The organism is Plesiocystis pacifica SIR-1, assembly GCF_000170895.1.
In the GTDB taxonomy this organism is placed as follows: domain Bacteria; phylum Myxococcota_A; class Polyangia; order Nannocystales; family Nannocystaceae; genus Plesiocystis; species Plesiocystis pacifica.
The window spans coordinates 1-18,026 of record NZ_ABCS01000014.1; the positions used below are offsets into that span (position 1 = coordinate 1).

General features: G+C 69.8%; 15 protein-coding genes. 6 read left to right on the top strand and 9 right to left on the bottom strand.

Annotated elements, in window-relative coordinates:
* A partial coding sequence (locus tag PPSIR1_RS09205) for a hypothetical protein (RefSeq protein WP_045115710.1) occupies window positions 1-206 on the bottom strand: 206 nt, incomplete at its 3' end.
* A 296-nt stretch (window positions 207-502) separates the two neighbouring features.
* Complete coding sequence (locus PPSIR1_RS09210; protein ID WP_006970759.1) at window positions 503-1,672, bottom strand: type 1 glutamine amidotransferase family protein; 1,170 nt, start codon at window positions 1,670-1,672, stop codon at window positions 503-505.
* A gap of 147 nt (window positions 1,673-1,819) precedes the next feature.
* On the opposite strand from PPSIR1_RS09210, the gene PPSIR1_RS09215 reads away from it, so the two are divergent.
* Window positions 1,820-2,500 carry an RNA polymerase sigma factor gene (locus PPSIR1_RS09215; RefSeq protein ID WP_006970760.1) on the top strand — a complete coding sequence of 227 codons (681 nt, stop codon included), beginning with the start codon at window positions 1,820-1,822 and terminating at the stop codon, window positions 2,498-2,500.
* On the opposite strand, the gene PPSIR1_RS09220 is transcribed toward PPSIR1_RS09215, so the two are convergent.
* Both PPSIR1_RS09220 and PPSIR1_RS09230 read right to left on the bottom strand, forming a co-directional pair.
* Window positions 2,419-4,887, bottom strand: coding sequence for a protein kinase domain-containing protein (locus tag PPSIR1_RS09220; protein ID WP_006970761.1), 2,469 nt, complete (start codon window positions 4,885-4,887; stop codon window positions 2,419-2,421). The two genes, PPSIR1_RS09215 and PPSIR1_RS09220, sit on opposite strands and share 82 nt — an antisense overlap.
* A gap of 97 nt (window positions 4,888-4,984) precedes the next feature.
* The gene (locus PPSIR1_RS09230) at window positions 4,985-5,467 is read right to left on the bottom strand and encodes a hypothetical protein (protein WP_006970762.1); all 483 of its coding nucleotides are present in this window, start codon (window positions 5,465-5,467) and stop codon (window positions 4,985-4,987) included.
* A gap of 195 nt (window positions 5,468-5,662) precedes the next feature.
* Here PPSIR1_RS09230 and PPSIR1_RS09235 point away from each other — a divergent pair, with 195 nt between their 5' ends.
* The 3 genes from PPSIR1_RS09235 to PPSIR1_RS09245 all read left to right on the top strand — a co-directional run bounded on the left by PPSIR1_RS09235 (window position 5,663) and on the right by PPSIR1_RS09245 (window position 9,803).
* Window positions 5,663-6,847 (top strand): thiolase family protein, encoded by a 1,185-nt coding sequence (locus PPSIR1_RS09235; protein ID WP_006970763.1) that lies wholly within the window; start codon window positions 5,663-5,665, stop codon window positions 6,845-6,847.
* An 84-nt stretch (window positions 6,848-6,931) separates the two neighbouring features.
* Window positions 6,932-7,921: a metallophosphoesterase gene (locus PPSIR1_RS09240; RefSeq protein ID WP_086001164.1), complete on the top strand. Its 990-nt coding sequence runs from the start codon at window positions 6,932-6,934 to the stop codon at window positions 7,919-7,921.
* Window positions 7,922-8,009: 88 nt separating this feature from the next.
* On the top strand, window positions 8,010-9,803 hold the full coding sequence (locus tag PPSIR1_RS09245; RefSeq protein WP_006970765.1) for an ABC-F family ATP-binding cassette domain-containing protein: 1,794 nt from the start codon (window positions 8,010-8,012) through the stop codon (window positions 9,801-9,803).
* Here PPSIR1_RS09245 and PPSIR1_RS09250 read toward each other — a convergent pair.
* The 4 genes from PPSIR1_RS09250 to PPSIR1_RS09265 all read right to left on the bottom strand — a co-directional run bounded on the left by PPSIR1_RS09250 (window position 9,749) and on the right by PPSIR1_RS09265 (window position 14,187).
* A complete protein-coding gene (locus PPSIR1_RS09250) occupies window positions 9,749-10,810 on the bottom strand; it encodes a hypothetical protein (RefSeq protein WP_006970766.1) in 1,062 nt (353 codons plus the stop codon). The two genes, PPSIR1_RS09245 and PPSIR1_RS09250, sit on opposite strands and share 55 nt — an antisense overlap.
* A gap of 265 nt (window positions 10,811-11,075) precedes the next feature.
* Window positions 11,076-12,266: a DUF819 family protein gene (locus PPSIR1_RS09255; RefSeq protein ID WP_006970767.1), complete on the bottom strand. Its 1,191-nt coding sequence runs from the start codon at window positions 12,264-12,266 to the stop codon at window positions 11,076-11,078.
* A 19-nt stretch (window positions 12,267-12,285) separates the two neighbouring features.
* Window positions 12,286-12,753 carry a hypothetical protein gene (locus PPSIR1_RS09260; protein ID WP_006970768.1) on the bottom strand — a complete coding sequence of 156 codons (468 nt, stop codon included), beginning with the start codon at window positions 12,751-12,753 and terminating at the stop codon, window positions 12,286-12,288.
* 15 nt (window positions 12,754-12,768) lie between these two features.
* Complete coding sequence (locus PPSIR1_RS09265) at window positions 12,769-14,187, bottom strand: cytochrome P450 (protein ID WP_232296455.1); 1,419 nt, start codon at window positions 14,185-14,187, stop codon at window positions 12,769-12,771.
* A gap of 183 nt (window positions 14,188-14,370) precedes the next feature.
* On the opposite strand from PPSIR1_RS09265, the gene PPSIR1_RS42265 reads away from it, so the two are divergent.
* On the top strand, window positions 14,371-15,534 hold the full coding sequence (locus PPSIR1_RS42265) for a hypothetical protein (protein WP_006970770.1): 1,164 nt from the start codon (window positions 14,371-14,373) through the stop codon (window positions 15,532-15,534).
* Window positions 15,535-15,565: 31 nt separating this feature from the next.
* Here PPSIR1_RS42265 and PPSIR1_RS09275 read toward each other — a convergent pair whose 3' ends face one another.
* Window positions 15,566-16,153, bottom strand: a complete 588-nt coding sequence (locus tag PPSIR1_RS09275; protein ID WP_157595362.1) for a hypothetical protein — start codon at window positions 16,151-16,153, stop codon at window positions 15,566-15,568.
* A 270-nt stretch (window positions 16,154-16,423) separates the two neighbouring features.
* On the opposite strand from PPSIR1_RS09275, the gene PPSIR1_RS09280 reads away from it, so the two are divergent.
* The gene (locus PPSIR1_RS09280; protein WP_232296454.1) at window positions 16,424-17,941 is read left to right on the top strand and encodes an IS1380-like element ISPlpa1 family transposase; all 1,518 of its coding nucleotides are present in this window, start codon (window positions 16,424-16,426) and stop codon (window positions 17,939-17,941) included.
* Window positions 17,942-18,026 lie beyond the last annotated feature (85 nt).

Consider the following 18,026-nt stretch of genomic DNA (forward strand, 5'->3'; position numbering starts at 1 on the left):
ACGACTCGCGCCTCGAGCAGCTCGGCACCCGCGGCGCGGGGGCTGGCCCGGACCATGGGCAAGCGCCAGCTCGCCGATCGACTCCTGGGCATGCGCCCCCAGGACGGGCACTCGGCCGAGCTCGAGCTCGCGGCCAAGGTCGAGCTCGCGGCCCTGCGCCCGGTCAGCTCGGCCCGCTCGATGTCCGTGGGCGACAACCACTTCATGCACGGCGAGCTGTCCCGGGCGCGCGAGGCCTACGAGAACGCGCGGCGCCGGGCCAAGAGCGAGCGCGACCTCGACGAGGAGCTGCGCCAGCTGTGCAACCTGTCCCGGGTGGCGAGCAAGCTCGGCCACTACGAGTCGGCCCTCAACTACTGCCGCGAGGGCCTGGAGCTGGTCGGCTCGCGGCGCACCGTCGAGCGCGTGGGGCTGTGGGCCCAGGCCGCCGAGACCCACTGCGCGGCGGGCTTCCTGGACCGCGCCTGGGGCGAGCTCCGCGTCTTTCGTGGACCGTCCGACCCTACTGGGGCTGGATGTCGCAGAAGTCCTCGGGCTTGGTCCAGTCGATCATCTGCGACCAGAACTTCTCGACGTCCGCGTAGCCCTGCCAGTCCGTGTCGAAGGTCAGCCACTCGTCGCCCCACACGACGATGCGTCCGCCCTCGCCCGAGGTCTGGTGGGCCAGACCCGCGTCGCCGGCGGGCACGGTCGCGAAGATCTCGCTGGTCCCCATGTTGCCAACGTCCACGGGCAGCATGCCGCCAGCGTAGTTGACGTCGAGGACCTCTTCGGAGATGGGGTGGTCCTGGTCGAAGGTCGGGATCCCCTGGAAGTTGATGTAGCCGCCCTGGTACTCGAGGCCGAAGGGAGAGAGTACGCTGTTGGCTCGGTCGCGCTCGGGGGCGGGGTTGTTGTTGTCGAAGTTGTAGCCGATCAGCGTAATCATCCCGAAGCCGTTGGCCACGTAGTCGGCCACGGCCTGGGCCTCCTCGGGGCTCAGGCTCCGGCGGATGCGATCGATGATCAGCACGTCGTAGGTCGCGAGCAGCTCGTCGGTGACGATGCCCGGGTTGTTCTGCAGGAAGGTCCGCGTGACCGTGGTGCCCTGATCCTCGAGCCAGGCCTCGAAGTTGGCCGTGGGCTGGAAGCCCGTGGTCCCGAGGATGCCGACGTTGAGGCAGTCGCAAAAACCGTCCATGCCCTCGTCGATGTTGTCGACGAGGCCGTCGCAGTCGTTGTCGATGTTGTCGCAGGTGACCTCGGGGTCCTCGGTCGGGACGCAGTCGTTCCCGGTCTCCGTCGAGCTCTCCTCGCCGGTCTCGGTCTCCTCGCCGGTCTCGGTCTCCTCGCCGCTGGTCTCGGTGTCGGTCTCGCCGCTGCTGTCCGTCTCGGTGCTGTCGGTGCTGTCCGTCTCGGTGCTGTCCGCCTCGGTGCTGTCCGTGTCCGTCTCCGTGCCCTCGGTGCTGTCGGTCTCCGTCCCGGTCCCGGTCCCGGTCTCCGTGTCGCCGGCGCTCGTGTCGGAGCTGCCCACCTCGTCGTCCGAGCTCCCCGTGTCCTGAGCGGTGTCACCGGCCTCGGAGCCCTGGTCGTCGCCGCAGCCCGCGAGCGCGATGCACAGTCCGAGGGTCGAAGAGGCGAAGAGTCGGGCAGTCGCCTGAGTCATGGTCATGGTCATGGTCATGGTGTTCATGGGTCTGAAATCTAGAGTTTCCGGAGGCCTGGTCCGGTTGCCGAGGGTACCAGTGAGCATGCCCACGGGAGCCTCCCCGCGTCCTTCCCGCGGGCGCCCTTGGTGGAGCGGGCGCCCGCGCAAAGCTGTGAGACGATGGCTCCGCGGGTGGATGACGACTTCGAGCTGCTGATGGCCTGGCACGGCGGGGACCAAAACGCCGGCAACGCCCTCGTCCGTCGGCACTTCACACGCATTTACCGCTTCTTTCGCATCAAGCTCGATGACGCCGCCGAGGATCTCACCCAACAAGTCATGCTCGCGGCCCTCGAGAGCGCCGAGCGCCTGACCCGCGGCGCGAGCTTCCAGGCTTATTTGTTTGGCATCGCACGACGCCAGCTGATGCTCCACCTGCGCAAGCGCTACCGCGCGGCGAAGGTCTTCGACCCGGACGCGGCCTCCATCCAGGACATCGTGCGCTCGGGGGACTCGCCCAGCCGCGTGGTCGCGGCGCGCCGAGAGCAGCTCTTGCTCGCCGCCGGCCTGCGCGAGCTGCCCCTCGAGCTGCAGATCACCCTCGAGCTGTTCTACTGGGAGCAGCTCAGCGTCGCCGACATCGCCGCGGTCACCGAGGTCGCCCCGGGCACGGTCAAGAGCCGGCTCAGCCGCGCCCGCGGGATCCTCGAGGCCTGGCTCGCGGAGCGAGAGCCCGCCGACGATGACCGCGAGGCCCCGCCCTTCGAGTCCTGGCTCGAGAGCGTCCAGGCTCACTTCGAAGACGAGGCGCCCGAGGGCTCGATCCGCCAGGCCTCCGACGAGGCCGAGGACGACGCGGCCTCGACGAGCTGAGCGTACTCGAGCTCGAGCTCGCGGCGCTCGATGAAGAAGGGGAAGAGCTCGTCGGGCAGGGCGATCATGGCGGCGTACTCCTCGACGCGCCCCGCCTGATCGCCCCGGTGCTCGTGGATCTGAGCGGCGATCATCCGCGACACGAACTCGCGCTGGGTCGAGGTGCCCACGACGATGGCGAGGGCCTGGCGGATGAGCTCCAGAGCCTCCTCGTGGCGCCCCTGGGCGTCGCGGATCAGCGCCATGTTGTTGTAGCAGGCCGCGACCAGCGGGTGCTCCTCCCCCAAGCTCTCCCGGCGCAGCGCGAGGGAGCGCTCGGCGTGGGTCCACGCCGGGCCCATCTCGTCCAGGGACATGTAGGCGTTGGCGATATGGTTGAGGGTCTGAGCGACGGCCGGGTCGCGCTCGCCGTAGAGCGCCCGCTGGAGCTCGACGGCCCGCTCGTACTCGACGATCGAGGCGCGGTAGTCACCCTGGGCCGAGCGCAGCCCCCCGAGGTTGTGCAGGTAGATGGCCTCGAGGCGGCGATCCTCGCCGAGGGCGTCGAGGGCCGCCCGAGCCAGGCGCAGCCACACCTCGCCGCGCTCGGGCTCGTGGCGCTCCACCCCCCGGACCCACGCGAGGGTCAGCCAGGCTTCGGCGGCGAGGCGCTCGTCGCGGGCAGCCTCGGCCGAGACCAGCGCGTCGACGAGGGCCGCCTCCGCGCCCTCGAAGGCTCCGCGACCGGCCATCGCCTCCCCCCGGCGCAGCGCCGCGGCCCCGCGCAGCGGGCCATGGTCGAGGCGCTCGGCCTCGTCCTCCACCGCGCTGGCGAGGGTCAGGCCGTCGTCGTAGCGCCCCGCCGCGACCAGGATCTTCGCCTCGGCCAGTCCGCCGAAGCCTGCCTCGATCTCCGCCCGGGCCAGGGGGTCCCGGGGGAGCCGCGCCCGCGAGCCGAGGGCGTCGAGGTCCTCGCAGGCCCCCAACCAACCCAGCGCGCCCACGGCCGAGACCGCGTTCTCGACGACCTCCGTGTCGGACTCGAGCAGCGTGTCGACGACGATGCCGACCTCCCGCAGGTGGCGATCGAGGCAGGCCATGCGCAGATCGAGGATCGCCTCGGACTGCTCCGCCCGGACCCGCGTGGCCTCGCACGCGTCGCGGTGCTGCGCCGACCACCGCGCCACGTAGTCGTCGAGCTCGCGGGTCACGGCGTCGGCGGTGGTCTCCGCGTAGCTCACCCCAGAGGCGCGCAGGCGGGCCCCGACGGCCTCGCGCCGCTCGAGGTTCCACACCGTCTGGGCCCGGGTCGCCCCGCCCGAGCACTGCAGCGCCTGCTCTCGGGCCTGGCTGCGCTCGAGGGCCACGGTCCCCAAGACGGCGCCGCCGAGGAGCAGCACCCCCGCCCCCACCACGATCGCCAGGCGCGCCCGCCAGTCGAGCGCCCCCGAGCGCCGCTCGAGCTCGGCGAGGGCCGCCTCCATGGACGGGAAGCGCTCCTCGGGGCGCAGCGCCAGGCAGCGCCGCAGCGCCGCCTCTTGCTGGGCCGAGAGCAGCTCCCCGAGCGCCCCGATCCACCTCCCCTCGCGCTTGCTCGCGGCGATGGCCTCGACGCCGCCGGTGAAGGGTCGCGCCCCCGTGAGCGCCTCGTAGAGCGCCACGCCGAAGCTGTACTGATCGCTCGCCGCCGTGATCGGGCTGCCCGCGTGCTGCTCCGGCGACATGTACAGCGGCGTCCCGACGACTCTCCGCTTGCGCGCCCGCCCGCGGCCCCGGCCCAGCTGCGCGAGGCCAAAGTCCAGCACGCACACGCGCCCGTCGAGGCCCACGCGGACGTTCGCCGGCTTGAAGTCGCGGTGGACCACGCCGGCCTCGTGGGCCGCGGCCAGGCCTCGACCGGCGGCGACGAAGACCTCGAGGATCGCCCGCGAGCTGCGCGGGCGCTCCTCCATCCACTCGCGCAGATCCTGACCCTCGATCAGCTCCATGACCACGTACACGCCCCGGCCAGGGATGCCCCGGAGCCGCTCGTCGAGCGCCTCCACGGCGAGGTCGTGCTCGTCGTAAAAGCCGCAGTCGAACACCGCGACGACGTTGGTGTGAGTAATCCGCGCGATGGCTCGCGCTTCGCGCAGCGCCGCGGCGTCCCGGGCTCGGTCACGCGCGCGCCGGACCTCGAGCAGCTTGATCGCGACCTTGCGATCGAGGCGCGGGTCGTAGGCGCGGTAGACCACCCCGCCGCTCCCCGCCCCGCAGCGATCCAAGAGCACGTAGCGACCCAGGGTGACGGGCTTGGGGGCGCGCGCGAACAGCTGCTCTTCGATTCGCCCGAGGGCCTGGCGCGCCTCGAAGGCGTCGACCCGCGCGGCCTCTCGCATCTGCGCCTCGAAGCTCTCCTCCGCCTCCATGGCGGACCATGGTAGCGCACAGCCCAAATGCGAAGACCCAGACACGAAGACGTGCCTGGGTCCCGTCCGCGGGGCCTAGTGGCCCCGAGCGTGGGCGCTACTTCATGCCCTTGTCTTCGATCTTGCTGATCTTGCCGTCGGTCCAGCACACGCCGTAGGTGCGCACGGTGATGCCGGCCTTGGCCTCGAAGTCGAAGCAGCCGTCCTTGCCGGCGACGACCTTGGGCTCGGACAGGGTGTACATGCCCATGTCGTCGTCGGCGATCTCCTCGTTGGCGCCGAACTCCTTGAGCGCGGCGGACACGGCAGCGTCGGAGCCGTCGAACTTGGCGAGGAAGTTCTTCATCTCCTCGGAGACCTCGACGGCGGGGGCGGCGTCCTCGGCGGGCTTCTCCTCGGCGGGCTTCTCCTCGCCAGCCTTGTCGTCAGCCTTATCCTTGTCGTCGGCCTTGTCGTCGGCTTTGTCCTCGGTCTTGGCGCCGTCGGCCTTGTCGCCGGAGTCGCACGCCGTCACGCCGAGGGCGAGGGCGAAGGAGAGCGTGAGCGTGGAGAGGGTGCGGGTGATCTTGGTGGTGGTCATGAGTCGAACTCGCTCTTGGTGCGGTGTGTCCGCGTTGTACAGGAAGTCTGTTGCCGCGCCAACGCCTTCACTGCGCAACACGACGACACGGCGTCGGTGATCGACCAACGACATGGGTGGTTCACCAACACCATAGGTGCGGATCCTCCATGTCCGTGGTCCTTCGTCCATTTGGAAACGTCGCATACTCCCAAGGTGCGATTCGACAAGGCTTTCCTGCCCGCTGGTGGCTACTGGTCCACGCCCTTTTGCAAATGGGGTGGCAACTTCTCGACCCTCCATCCCCTGAAATTCGCGGCCGAAATTGCCCGCAAGGCCCTCGCTGACCGGCAGGTCGACGCCAGGGAGCTCGAGGAGCTCGTGCTCGGCTACACCATCCCGTCCAAGGACTGCTTTTACGGCGGGCCGTGGGTCGCCGGCATGGTCGGCGCCGAGGGCCTGACCGGGGCCATCATCTCCCAGGCCTGCGCCACCGGTGCCGCCGCCCTCGCCCACGCTGGCGGCAAGGTCCAGTGCGGCGACAACGAGGCGACCCTCGTCGTGCTCGCCGACAAGACCTCCAACGGGCCGCACCTGGTCTACCCCAACCCCATGGGCCCGGGGGGCAAGCCAGACTCCGAGGACTGGGTGTGGGACTCCTTCTCCCGCGACCCCTGGGCCAAGGGCTCGATGCTCCAGACCGCCGAGAACGTCGCCAAGGAGGCCGGCATCTCCCGCGAGGAGCAGGACGCCCTCACGGTCACGCGCTACGAGCAGTACGTCGCCGGCCGCGACGCCAAATTCCACGAGCGCTACATGGTCCCCGTCGAGGTCAAGCCCGGGCGCAAGGTCATCGCCACCGTCGACTTCGACGAGGGCGTGTTCGCGACCACCGCCGAGGGCCTCGCCAAGCTGCGCCCCGCCATGGGCCCCGAGGGCACCGTGACCTTCGGCAGCCAGACCCACCCCGCCGACGGCAACGCCGGCCTGCTGGTCTGCTCCAAGGAGCGCGCCGCTCGCTACTCCCGCGACGGCGAGCCCGTGCAGCTGCTCAGCTACGCCCAGGCCCGGGTCGAGAAGGGCTTCATGGCCAAGGCCGTCGTGCCCGCGGCCCGCAAGGCCCTCGCCGAGGCCGGCGTCGGCATCGGCGACGTGAAGGTCATCAAGACCCACAACCCCTTCGCCGTCAACGACGTCTACTTCGCCAAGCACATGGAGCTCGAGGTCGCCAGCTTCAACAACAACGGCTGCTCGCTGATCTACGGCCACCCGCAGGCGCCCACCGGCGCGCGGCTGATCATCGAGGGCGTCGAGGAGGCGCGCCAGGCCGGCGGCGGCTACGTGCTGTTCGCTGGCTGCGCCGCGGGCGATACGGCTGCGGCCATGGTCCTGAAGGTCTGAGCGCTGCGGCTCCCTCCTCGGTCCGTGACGAGCCACGCTGCGCGTCACGGACCGAGAGTCCCAGCGAGTGCGCTACTGTGCACCATGGTCTCGTCGCGCTGGTGTTGGTCCGTGGCCCTGTTGCTGTCTGGCTCGTGCTTTGGGGCCGCGGGCTGCGGCGCGGAGCCGGGCGACGACGGGGGCGACGAGGGCGACAGCCAGGCAGACACGGGCAGCGACGAAGACGCAGAAGAAGCAGGCGAGACCGGAGAGCCCCCTCCCGGCGCCATCGAAGACGGGCGCGGGGTCTACCCCGACGTCCCCCACATCATCGCCTTCGGCGACGTCCACGGGGACTTCGTCGCCATGGCCGAGGTGCTGCTCGGCGCGGGCATCGTCGACGATGAGGGGCACTGGATCGCGGGAGAGACCTGGGTGGTCCAAGTCGGAGACCAGCTCGACCGCGGCTACCAGGAAGAGGAGATCATGAACCTCTTCGAGCAGCTGCGCGTCGAGGCAGCCGAGGCTGGAGGGCGCTTTTTGGCCCTCAACGGCAACCACGAGATCATGCAGGCCGAGGGCCGCATGGACTACGTCTTCGACCTCGAGGCCTTCGGCGGCCTCGAGGCCCGGGTCGAAGCCTTCGCCCCCGGCGGAGAGTGGGCCCTGGTCCTGGCCAAGCGCAACGTGATCGTCAAGGTCGGGCGCACGGTCTTCGTGCACGGGGGAGCGCTCCCCGAGCACGCGGCCTTGGGCATCGAGAACATGAACGACGCGGCCAAGGCCTGGCTCGTCGGCGACGTCCCCACGCAGCCGGCCCACATCGACGGCAGCGGCTCGATCGTCTGGGACCGCACCTACTCCGACGACGACCCCGACGAGATCGTCGACAACCGCTGCGAGCTGCTGACCGCCGCGCTCGCGGCCATGGACGCCGATCGCATCGTCGTCGCGCACACCATCCAGCCGGGCATCAACGCGATCTGTGACGACCGGGCGTGGCGCATCGACACGGGCATGGCCGACTACTACGGCGGCCCGATCGAGGCCCTCGAGATCACCGGCGACGTGGCCAGCGTGATCCAGATGGAGTGAGCCGCCTCGCAAAGCATCGAAAGGGCGGCCATTCCGTCCCTCGAGCCGCGCCTTGTTTGCGGTGGCGTTTTGACCGACCCTCCCGGCGATGATCAGCCTCGACAAGGTCTGCAAGCGCTACGGCTCCCAGCTGCTCTACGTCGACGCCTCCATGGCCGTGTTTCGGGGCGAGACCGTGGGCCTGGTGGGACCCAACGGGGCCGGCAAGTCGACCATCTTCCGGCTCATCGTCGGCGAGGACGAGGCCGACGAGGGGGCCGTGTCCGTCGAAAAGGGCGTGACCATCGGCTACTTCGACCAGGACGTCGGCGAGATGAGCGGGCGCTCCGTGCTCGCCGAGACCCTCGCCGGCGCCGGCGAGGTGTCCGAGCTCGCCGCCGAGCTCCACGCCCTCGAGCAGGGCATGGCCGACCCCGAGCGCGCCGACGAGCTCGACGCCCTCGTCGCCCGCTACGGCGAGGTCCAGCCCCGCTTCGACGCCCTCGGCGGCTACGAGCTCGAGCCCCGGGCCCAGACCATCCTCGCCGGCCTGGGCTTCTCGGCCGACCGGGTCGCGAGCGACGTGAGCGAGCTGTCCGGCGGCTGGAAGATGCGCGTGGCCCTGGCCCGCATCCTGCTCATGGCCCCGGACGTCCTGCTCCTCGACGAGCCCACCAACCACCTCGACCTCGAGTCGATCCTGTGGCTCGAGGGCTTCCTGCGCGACTTCGAGGGCGCTTTGGTCATGACCTCCCACGACCGCGAGCTGCTCAACCGCCTGGTCACCAAGATCGTCGAGATCGACGGCGGGGAGCTGCGCACCTACTCGGGCGACTACGACTTCTACGAGCGCCAGCGCGACCTGGCCATGGCCCAGCACGAGGCCCAGTACGCCCGGCAGCAGGCCGCCCTGGCCAAGGAGCGGGCCTTCATCGCCCGCTTCGCCGCCCGGGCCAGCCACGCCGCCCAGGTCCAGTCGCGGGTCAAGAAGCTCGACAAGATCGACAAGCTCGAGCCCCCGCGCCGACGCAAGATCATCGAGTTCGACTTCCCTGCCCCCAAGCGCTCGGGCAACGACGTCGCCGTGCTCGAGGGCGTCGACAAGGCCTACGGCGACCTGGTCATCTACGCGGGCCTGAGCCACACCATCCGCCGGCTCGAGCGCTGGTGCGTGCTCGGCATCAACGGCGCGGGCAAGTCGACCCTGCTCAAGCTCATCGCCGGCGAGACCCAGGCCGACGCCGGCGTGGTCAAGATCGGCCCCAGCGTGACCCTGGGCTACTACACCCAGCACGCCATGGACTCCCTCGACGGCACCAAGACCGTGCTCGAGGACGTCCAGGCCGAGCACCCGCGCGCCTCCCAGGGCTCCCTGCGCAACCTCCTGGGCGCCTTCGGCTTCTCCGGCGACGACGTCGACAAGCCCTGCCGGGTGCTCTCGGGCGGCGAGAAGGCCCGGGTGGTCCTGGCCAAGCTGCTCTACGTGCCGCCGAATTTTTTGGTCCTCGACGAGCCCACCAACCACCTCGACGTCGACACCAAGCAGATGCTGGTCAAGGCGCTGTCGAGCTTCGAGGGCACCATGCTGTTCGTGTCCCACGACCGCCGCTTCCTCGCCGAGCTGTCCAACCGCGTGCTCGAGCTGACCCCCGAGGGGCCGCGGGTCTACGGCGGGGGCTACAGCGAGTACGTCGAGCAGACCGAGCGCGAAGGCCCGGGCGCGCCCCTTGAGGCCTCGCGACCTGCAAGGGAGCGCCCCCTCCTCAGCCAAGGTGGCGCGCCCGCTGTCTGGGCCGCGCCCCCCACCTCGCCGTCCGTGGCGACGCTCGCTCCTCGCTCATCGGGGCTCTACTCGACCTGGGCCGCGAGCGCGCTGGTGACCCCGGCGAAGAAGCTCGCGTAGGTCGGCAGGCACACGTCCTCGTCCACGCCGGGCAGCAGCTCCGCGAACGCCCCGAGGCGCACCGCCGGCTCGGCCTCGACCAACAGGTCGACGTTCGGATCGAGCAGGTTGGGGTCGAGGGGCAGGCAGGCGTTGGGCTCGGCCTGGCCCATGAGCATGAAGGTCGCGAGCGCGTCGACGTCTCCGCCCGCGAGCTCGGTCAGCTCCTCGGCCCAGTCGAGGGGGTCGCCGATCGAGCCGCCGTCGACCTCGTCGTCCTCGTCAGTCACGACGATCACCCCGAGCAGGGCGTCGGCCCGCAGGAAGTCGCCGTTGAGGCCGCCCTCGGCCTCGGCGAGGGCGCTGAGCATGGACTCCATGGGCTTCTCCGCCGCGTCCACGTTCAGGCCAACCTCGGTCAGGCACGTCAGCTCGACCAGCTGCTGGGCGCTGAGCGTGCCGGAGAACTCCACGAAGTCCTCTGCCCCACTCAGGCAAGGCAGGAGATCGAGGCCCACGCCGTTGAACAGCGCGTCGCCGCTGCTGATCACCCCGACGTGAAAGCTGACCTCGGGCATGGTCTCGCCCAGGTCGGCGAAGAACTGCGGCAGGGCCAGGGAGAGCTTGAGCTGCTCGGTGAGCATGGACATCGAGCCGTCGATGACGATGAGCAGATCGATCTCGCCGTAGAGGGAAGGCAGCCCGCCCTCGCCCTCGTCGCCGCCATCGTTCGCGCCTCCAGACTCGGCCTCGCCGCCGTCCCCAGAGCCGCCGTCTCCGCTGCCGGAGCCACCCTCGCCGTCTCCAGTGCCGCCCTCGTCGTCTCCGGCGCTCCCCTCCTCGGCTTCGCCCTGGTCTTCGTCGTGGCCCTCGCCGTGGCCATCGTCCTGGGCTTCGTCGCCGCCCGTGTCTTCTTCGGCGAGGCCAAGCCCCGCCTGTCCGCCCAATTCAGCGTCGAAGGTGCAGGCGGGCGCGGTCATGGCGAGCGTGAGGAGCAAGCTGGGGGGGAGGTATCGGGTGCGGTTCATCGTTCAATCGGACTTTCTGGAATGGGGGCGCGCGCGGCAGGCCTGGGCACACCAGGCAGGCAAGCGCGTCGCCCCGAGTTCGTCGGGACCTTCGTCTCGTCGAGCCACCCAGCGCCCTCGCGGCGCCGAACGACCCTCACTGATCAATGCCGCCCCAAGCCACGATGTGGACATCTGGGTCACATTTTTTTTTTGAGGGCGATGCCGCCCGGCCGCGCTCGACTCGGAGCCAGACCCACCCAGACCAGGGCCAGGCCCGCTCTCGTCAGAGCAGCCCGGCGACCAGGAAGCCCAGGAAGGTCCCGAGCGCCGTGCCCAGGGCGCCGACGAGGATCCCCGGCGCGGCCAGGTCGTCACGCCCGAGGGCGCGCGCCAACGCGAGGGCCGTGGTCCCGCCGCCGATGTTCGCCTGCGAGGCCACGGCCGCGGCTCGCAGCGGCAGGCCAAAGAGCAAGGCCGCGCCGAACACCACGAGGCCGTGGACGACCACCGTGGTCCCCGCGAGGATCGACAAGTCGATCGCCAGCGGCCCCGTGCGCGCGAGGGCGCCGACGTCACAAAAGGCGCCCACGACCGCGAGGAACAAGTAGACGGCGAACATGCCCAGGGCGGTCGCGCCGACGAAGGGGTCCCCCCAGCGTTCGGCCAGGCGCGGGCGCAGCTGGGCGACGATCAGCGCGAGCACGGTCAAGATCAGCATCGAGGGGAGGGGCACGCCGAGGCCCTCGCACCCGCTCGCCAGGGCCTTCGAGCCCACGACCGCGCCGATGCCCACGGCCCCCGCGAAGCCCAGGCGCGCCGGGTCGAGGGGCTCCCGGTCGCGCGCGGGCTCGGGCTCGGGCTCGCCCTCCTCGCTCGCCGTCTCGGCGCCGGCCTCGTGCAGCGCCCGGTCCTCCGGCGCCCGCGACCAGCGGCCGAGCACCCGCGGCGCCGCCAGGTTGAACAGCATCCACAGCGTGGTCATCACGTTGTCGACGACCACCGTGCCCGCGAACACGACCCCGGCCTTGGTGACCTCGTAGTGCAGCGCGACGGCGTTGAAGTTGACGCTCCCGCCGACGTAGGTGCCGACGTACATGCCCGCGACCGCGGCCGCGTGCTCGCCCAGGCGGGGGCCGCCGCCGATGAGCACAAAACCCAGCAGCGCGCCCAGGGTCGTCCCGGCCGCGCCGATCCCGAACAGCGCGAGCATCGGCAGGCCCGCCTCGAGGATGCGGCGCAGGTCGACCTGCAAGAGCAGCCAGAAGATGGCCAGGGGCGCGAGCCAGGCGAAGATCGCGTCGTAGATGGGCACCGGCGCCTCGGGGGTCGAGCCCGCGGGGATCAGGCCCAGGTTGGCCATCACGGCGCCGATCAGGATGACCAAGAGCGCGGCGCTCAGGGCCCGCAGCGGGGTGTGCCGAACCAAGAGCTCGGCCAACACGACAGCGGCGCACAGCGAGAGCAGGATGACCATGGCGCGCGGAGCTTGGCCCCTAGGGAAGCTTGTCTTCCGGCGCCTCGGGGGCGCGGATGGTGATCGCCGCGACGTAGCCGTCGTCGGTGATCGTCACGGGGTTGCCGAGGTCGGCCCCCCAGGGCTCGCCGAGGTCCCAGCTCGCGTCGCCGTCGAGGTCGATGAAGGCGAACAGCGACACCACCGGGTCCTCCCCGCAGCAGGTCCCCGAGTAGCCGCCCCACTTGCGCCGGGTCTTGCTGCCCGGGCTGTCGCCGATGCGCCGGACCACCTCGGGCGAGGCGTCGGCGATGGTCGGCTCGGCGCCGGGGTCGAAGCCGGCCGCCTCGTGGTCGACGGCCGCCATGACCACGTGGTGGCGATCCTCGAGGGGCACCCCGCCCGCGACGGTCACCTGGTACTCGATGATCCAGCCGTAGGAGCAGCCCCCGCCCAGCCCCGCCAGCGCGAGCCCCAGGCCCGCCGCAGTCCACGCTCGCGCGCCCATGCTCGGACCAGCATATCAGTTGGCCAGGGCGACCAGCTCGTTGAGGGTCCCGTCGATCCCCCGGGCGGTCCGTGGCGGGCTCTCGTGGGCCGCGAAGCGCAGGCTCATGCCCCGCTTGGGGCTCATGATGATGCCGCTCACGCGGTAGTCCACCCGGGTCCGCTCGGGGACCTCGAAGCGCCCGCGCTGCAGCGCGCCCACGAGGATCTGGCGCACCGTCTGCCACGCGAAGCCGCCCCCGATGCACCGCCGCGGCCCCGCGCCGAAGGGGATGTAGTCGTAGGGTCCGACCTCGAGATCCCGCCAGCGATCGGGGCGAAAGCGCAGCGGCTCGGGGAACACCCGCGCCTCCCGATGCGTGAGCAGCGGGCTGAGCAGCACCGTCGAGCCCTCGGGCAGCTCGTGGTCGCCGAGGCGAAAGCTCCGCTGGGCCCGGCGGTAAAACAGCACCGGGGTCGCCGGCAACAAGCGCATGGTCTCGTTGAGCACGCGATCGAGGCGGGGCAGGCGATCGAGGTCCTCGGCCGTGGCCACGCGATCGCCGACCACCTCGCGGATGTCCTCGATGAGCGCCTCTTGCTCCTCGGGGTGCAGGGCCAGCATCAGCGCCGCCCAGGCCGAGGACATCGCCGTGGTCTCGTGGCTCGCCGAGAGCATCAGCCCCACCTGACCGACGAGCTCGTGCTCGCTAAAGCGCACCCCGTCCTCCTCGGCCCCGACCAGCGCCGAGAGCAAGTCCGAGCCCAGGCCCTCGCGGCGCCGCGTGGCGATGAGCGCCTCGACGGCGCCGACCAGCTCCTCGCAGGTGACCAGGTAGCGGGCGTAGGGCGTGCCCGGGACGCGGAAGGGGAACAGCAGCGCCCCCGGGGAGATGATCAGCTCGAGGAAGCGCTGGCTCAGCAGGCTCAGGCGCTGGACCTCCGAGCCCACGTCGACGCCAAAGAGCGTCGACATGGCGACCTCGAGGCTCATGTCGAAGAAGGCCCGGCGCATGTCGAAGACCTCGCCCCGGGGCCACCCCCCGGCCACGCGCTCGATCACCGCCGAGGCCCGCTCCGCGTAACCGAGCAGCCGCGCCTTGCTGAAGGCCGGCATCATCAGCCGTCGCTTCTCGCGGTGAACCCCCGCGTTTTGCGAGACCAGGTGGTGGTTGAGCATGGCCGCGGCGCTGCCCTCGGGCGCGGGCACGGGGCTCTCCGCGAAGTTGTGGAAGGCCTGCGCGTCGCTCAGGATCTGCTGATTGTACTTGGCACCAAATGCAAACACCCAACCCGCGTGATTGTGGGTCATTGCCGCCACCTCGCCGTAGCTTTGGTGGAGCTCGAGCATGGTCTTGACCGGGTTGCCGAAGAACTTGACCAGGTTCAGCTGAGGGCCCCACAGGGGCAAGCCCGGCGGTCCAGGCACAGAGACCCGAGGGAGATCGAGGAACATCGTGGCCACGCCCCGACCCTAGCAGTCCGATGGGCCGGGAGTCACGCCCACTTGGAAACCGGGCGACCCGCTGATGTGCACATATCCACCATGACTACCGGCCCGTTTTGAGCACATGCTAGCGCACTCCTCCGCACTCCCCCACACCTTGCCGATTCTCTAGTTCGTGCCATCGTGTCGGCAATGGTCATCCGCCCTTCCCTGCCCTCCACGTTGAGCTTCGTGCTCGTCTCCGCGCTCGTCACCGGCTGTGGCGATGATGGCGGCGGCGGCGGAAATGACGAGCTTGGTGACACCGCCGGGTCCGAGGACAGCGACACGACGGGGGGTGAGAGCACTAGCGGGTCCGAGGATGGCGAGACCGGCTCGGACTCCGGCGACACCTCGACCTCGGGCACGGATGCTGGCACGAGCACCGACACGAGCACCGACACGAGCACCGACACCGAGACGGACACCGACACCGAGACCGGCACGGACACCGACACGAGTACGGATACCGACACGGGTACCGAGACCGACACCGACACCGACACGGGCGACAACCCGCTGTGGACCACGCCGAGCCTGTGGTACTCCGTCGAAGATCGGCTCATCTACATCGACATCGACGAAGCCGACGGCTCGGTGGTCGAGCTCGTCGCCAGCACCATCACCACCCCGCTGGTCGACGGCCAAAACGGCCTGACCATGCTCGAAGACGGCTCGCTGCTCGGCTCCCGCGAGAGCCCCGGCGAGACCCAGATCTTCTGGATCCCCGAGCCGCCCACGGACGGCAGCGACGTCGAGGCCACGATCCTGGGCGTGGTCCCGGACAACCTGCGCATCGAGGCGCTCTACACCGACTGCGAGGGCCTCGTCTACCTGATGGACACGGGGGTCGACGTCGGCAGCTCCGAGGGCAACCGGCTGATCCGCTTCACCGGCGATTACCTGGGCGGCGACCTCAGCTACGAGGTGATCACCGATCTGGGCGAGTCCTCCGTGGCCGACATCGACGACATGAGCCCCGGCATCGACGGGATGGGGGCGGTGACCGACGGCACCGGCTTCGCCATCGACTCGGGCACGGTCTACGACTTCAACTACAACTTCGGGACCGGGACCCTCAAGGGCCAGGGCGGCACCTGGGGCGTCCACGCCCTCGGCGGGCCGCTGTTCCTCGACGGCGTCGCGCGCCTGTACCTGCTCAACTCCGACGCCGAGCTGTTCGAGGCCTCGCCCCAGGACCTGGTCGTGTCGCCGGTGCTGGTCACCGGGCCCACGCCCAACGGGGACGCGCCCGCCGGTTGGAGCGGCCTGGCGGGTCCGCTGACCGAGTGCGAGACGACCATCGATCCGCAGTAGGTCTCGACGACCGGACGAGCCACCCAGCGGCTCAGCGGGCCGAGAGGCGGACCGGGATCAACCGCGAGCGGAAGCGATCCGAGCGCTCGAGGTAGTAGACGAGGGCGAGCGCCCGGCGGCTGGGGTCCCAGCCGCCCTCCTCGGTGATCGGGGCGACGTAGACTCGGTAGTTGCGCGGGTCGATCACGTAGCGGTAGTCGTCCAGATCCCCCTCGAGCACCGGCCCGAGCTCGTGCTCGGTGGCGCGGACCCGGACCCGAGTCTGGAAGCGCGAGCGCCCGTCGTCGTCGACGTGCTCGATCACCGGGTACTCGCCCACCACCACCAGGCGCCCCGGGTAGCCCAACACGACGGTCTTGATCGGGTCCTCCTCGAAGATACCGACGGCGAGGTAGGGCGCCGCGGCGTGGGCCGAGCCCTGCTCGAGGACCGCGCTCCCCCCCTCCTCGTCGACCCTCACCCACAGCGTGCGCGCAGATCGGGCGTCACCGAGAAGGCCCGCGGACCAGTCTCCGAGCGCGACCTCGACCTGCAGCTCACGCCGCACGCCCGCCCGACGATCGAGGAACAGGTACCGCGCGTACTTCTCGACGAGCCTGTCGAGGCGCGTCGTCGACATGGACTCCTGCTCGCCGAGGTCGCCTGGGTCCCACACCAGCGGCCCTCCAGGCGAGCCCGCGCACGCCGACCCTGCCAGGCTCGTCGCCGTGACGCCCCACACCCAAGTTCGCCGCTTCCACTGCATGCCTGCGCTCTGCGCTAGCCCTGAAGTAAGCGCGTTGGTCAGTCCGACGCGTGAGTGAGATCCAAAACCATAGCTGGAGTCCCGCAGAGAGCAGTTGTCAGAGGAAGTGCCAACCACCTCAACAGCCAACCTCGAGGACTCCAAGTGAAGAAGCCTACACCGCTCCCCCGCGCCAGTCACGTCAACTCCGGGACGTCGATTCCTCACGAGGAGCTGCCCTGGCCCAGCCGCCCAGGGCCGGTCCTGCGGCATCACAAGATCCACGTCGAGCATGACGCTCGACCCGATATCACGAGCCTTGGTGGGCTGGCGTTGCCGCTGGCATTGCTGCGGCGCTTGAAGGCGGCGCAGACCTTGGACGCCAACGTCGACGTATTCAAGCGCTACCTCCCCTACCACGAGTCCGATCACGTCATCTGTCAGGCCTTGATGCTCTACGCAGGCGGCTCATGTCTGGAAGACATGGCGATGCTGCAGCAAGACCAGGCGTTGCTCAAGATCCTGGGCGCTGAACGCACGCCTGACCCGACGACCTCGGGAGATTTCCTCAGGCGCTTCGTCCCGAGGGGCAAACTCGAGAGCCTGCGTGCGGGCATCGATGAGGTGCAAGAGACGATGTGGAAGAATCCAAAGCGCTGGTCGTGGTCGCGCAAGCGCAAGCGCAAGCCGCTCGCGGTCTTGCATCTCGATGGTCATCTCGAGCAGACGTCTTCGACCCGCGAGGGCGCAGACTTCAACTACAAGGGCAAGTGGTCCTACAGCATCTTGGTCGCATCTTTGGCCGATGGCGAGTGTGTCGGGCTGCGGCTTCGTGGCGGGAATGTCCGCTCCAGTGATGGGGCTGCCGAGCTCCTCGATGACGTACTCCCGCGTCTGCTCAAACAATTCGAGACCGTCCTCGTGCTCGCAGACAGCGACTACGATCGCGCCGATCTCCGTCACGCCTGCGAAGGGCATGGCTGCTACTTCGCGTTCGTGGGGCGGGAGACGCCTGATCGGCCAGCAATCGCCGAGCAACCCCGAATGTGGCGCTCCTTCCAAACTCGAGCCAAGCGAGCAGCGGCCGAGCGCGAAGCCAAGCCAAGCTTCAAGCGTCGAAAGAAGAAGCGAAACCGTCGCAAGCGCCGAGCTCGGCAGCGAGGCTACAAGGAGCTGAAGCTTGCCAGGCAAGCGGTCGCTGAGACTGAAGGTCCCGGCGGCACACGGCTCATCATTCGCCGACAAATACTCGACGTCTCCAAGGGCAAGTCGCCGCAGCGCGAGATGTGGAAAGAGGTCCGGTATCGCTACGTGGTCACGAATCTCCCGAGCAGCTGGTCGGCTGAAGATGTGATCGACGAGACTTACAAGCGCTGTGATCAAGAGAACATCATGGCTGGTCTTCACACGGGGATCGCCGCGTGGAGGATGCCGGTCGCTCAGCTGCGGGGAAACGCTGCGTGGCTGGAGATCGCCCGACTGGCTTGGAACCTCGGCAAATGGACAGCTCAGCTCGCGCTGCCCAAAGAAGTCACCCGGTGGGAATGGAAGCGCTTTCGCCGAGCCTTCGTCGACATCCCAGCCCAGGTCATACGCACAGCTCGCCAGCTGCGGGTCCGGGTGCTTGGGACACATCGCTACATCAACGAGTTTCTCTCCGCCCACGCCTGCCTGCAGGTCTGAACTTCAGTGACATCAGCGCTACGAGGAGCGTCGGCTTCGGGACACGTGCGCCCTCACGCCCAGTCCGAGTCGGTCGCGCGGCTGA